The 249-nt window shown below is 40.2% G+C and carries 1 protein-coding gene; it reads right to left on the bottom strand.

Features of this window, described 5'->3' with window-relative positions; genetic code table 11:
* Positions 1 to 249: M48 family metalloprotease (locus AAEZ03_RS28400; RefSeq protein ID WP_350583302.1), on the bottom strand; the 249-nt coding region annotated here is incomplete at both ends.

The raw sequence follows: 249 nt of genomic DNA, 5'->3' as shown, positions 1-249 counted from the left end.
ATTAATAAAAGAGCCATCAAAATAGTTTTGCTGACTGTTTTTATGACTGCTTTTATAACCAGCACCAAAATTATTAATAGAATCACTCCAGTCATAGAGTAACTGCAAGCCTGCTAACACCACCATTAGCTGTAAATTAAACGTCGCATCACCATGTAAGATATGACCATACTCATGCCCTATTAGCCCGTATAGCGCTTCATCAGATAGCTTATCAAGCGCGCCTTGGGTGACGACGAGCACCATATC

The sequence above is a fragment of the Pseudomonas sp. HY2-MNA-CIBAN-0224 genome, assembly GCF_040310285.1.
Classification (GTDB): Bacteria; Pseudomonadota; Gammaproteobacteria; order Pseudomonadales; family Pseudomonadaceae; genus Aquipseudomonas; species Aquipseudomonas helleri.
Note: the sequence above shows the minus strand (reverse complement) of the source record. Positions and strands in the feature narration are given on the sequence as shown.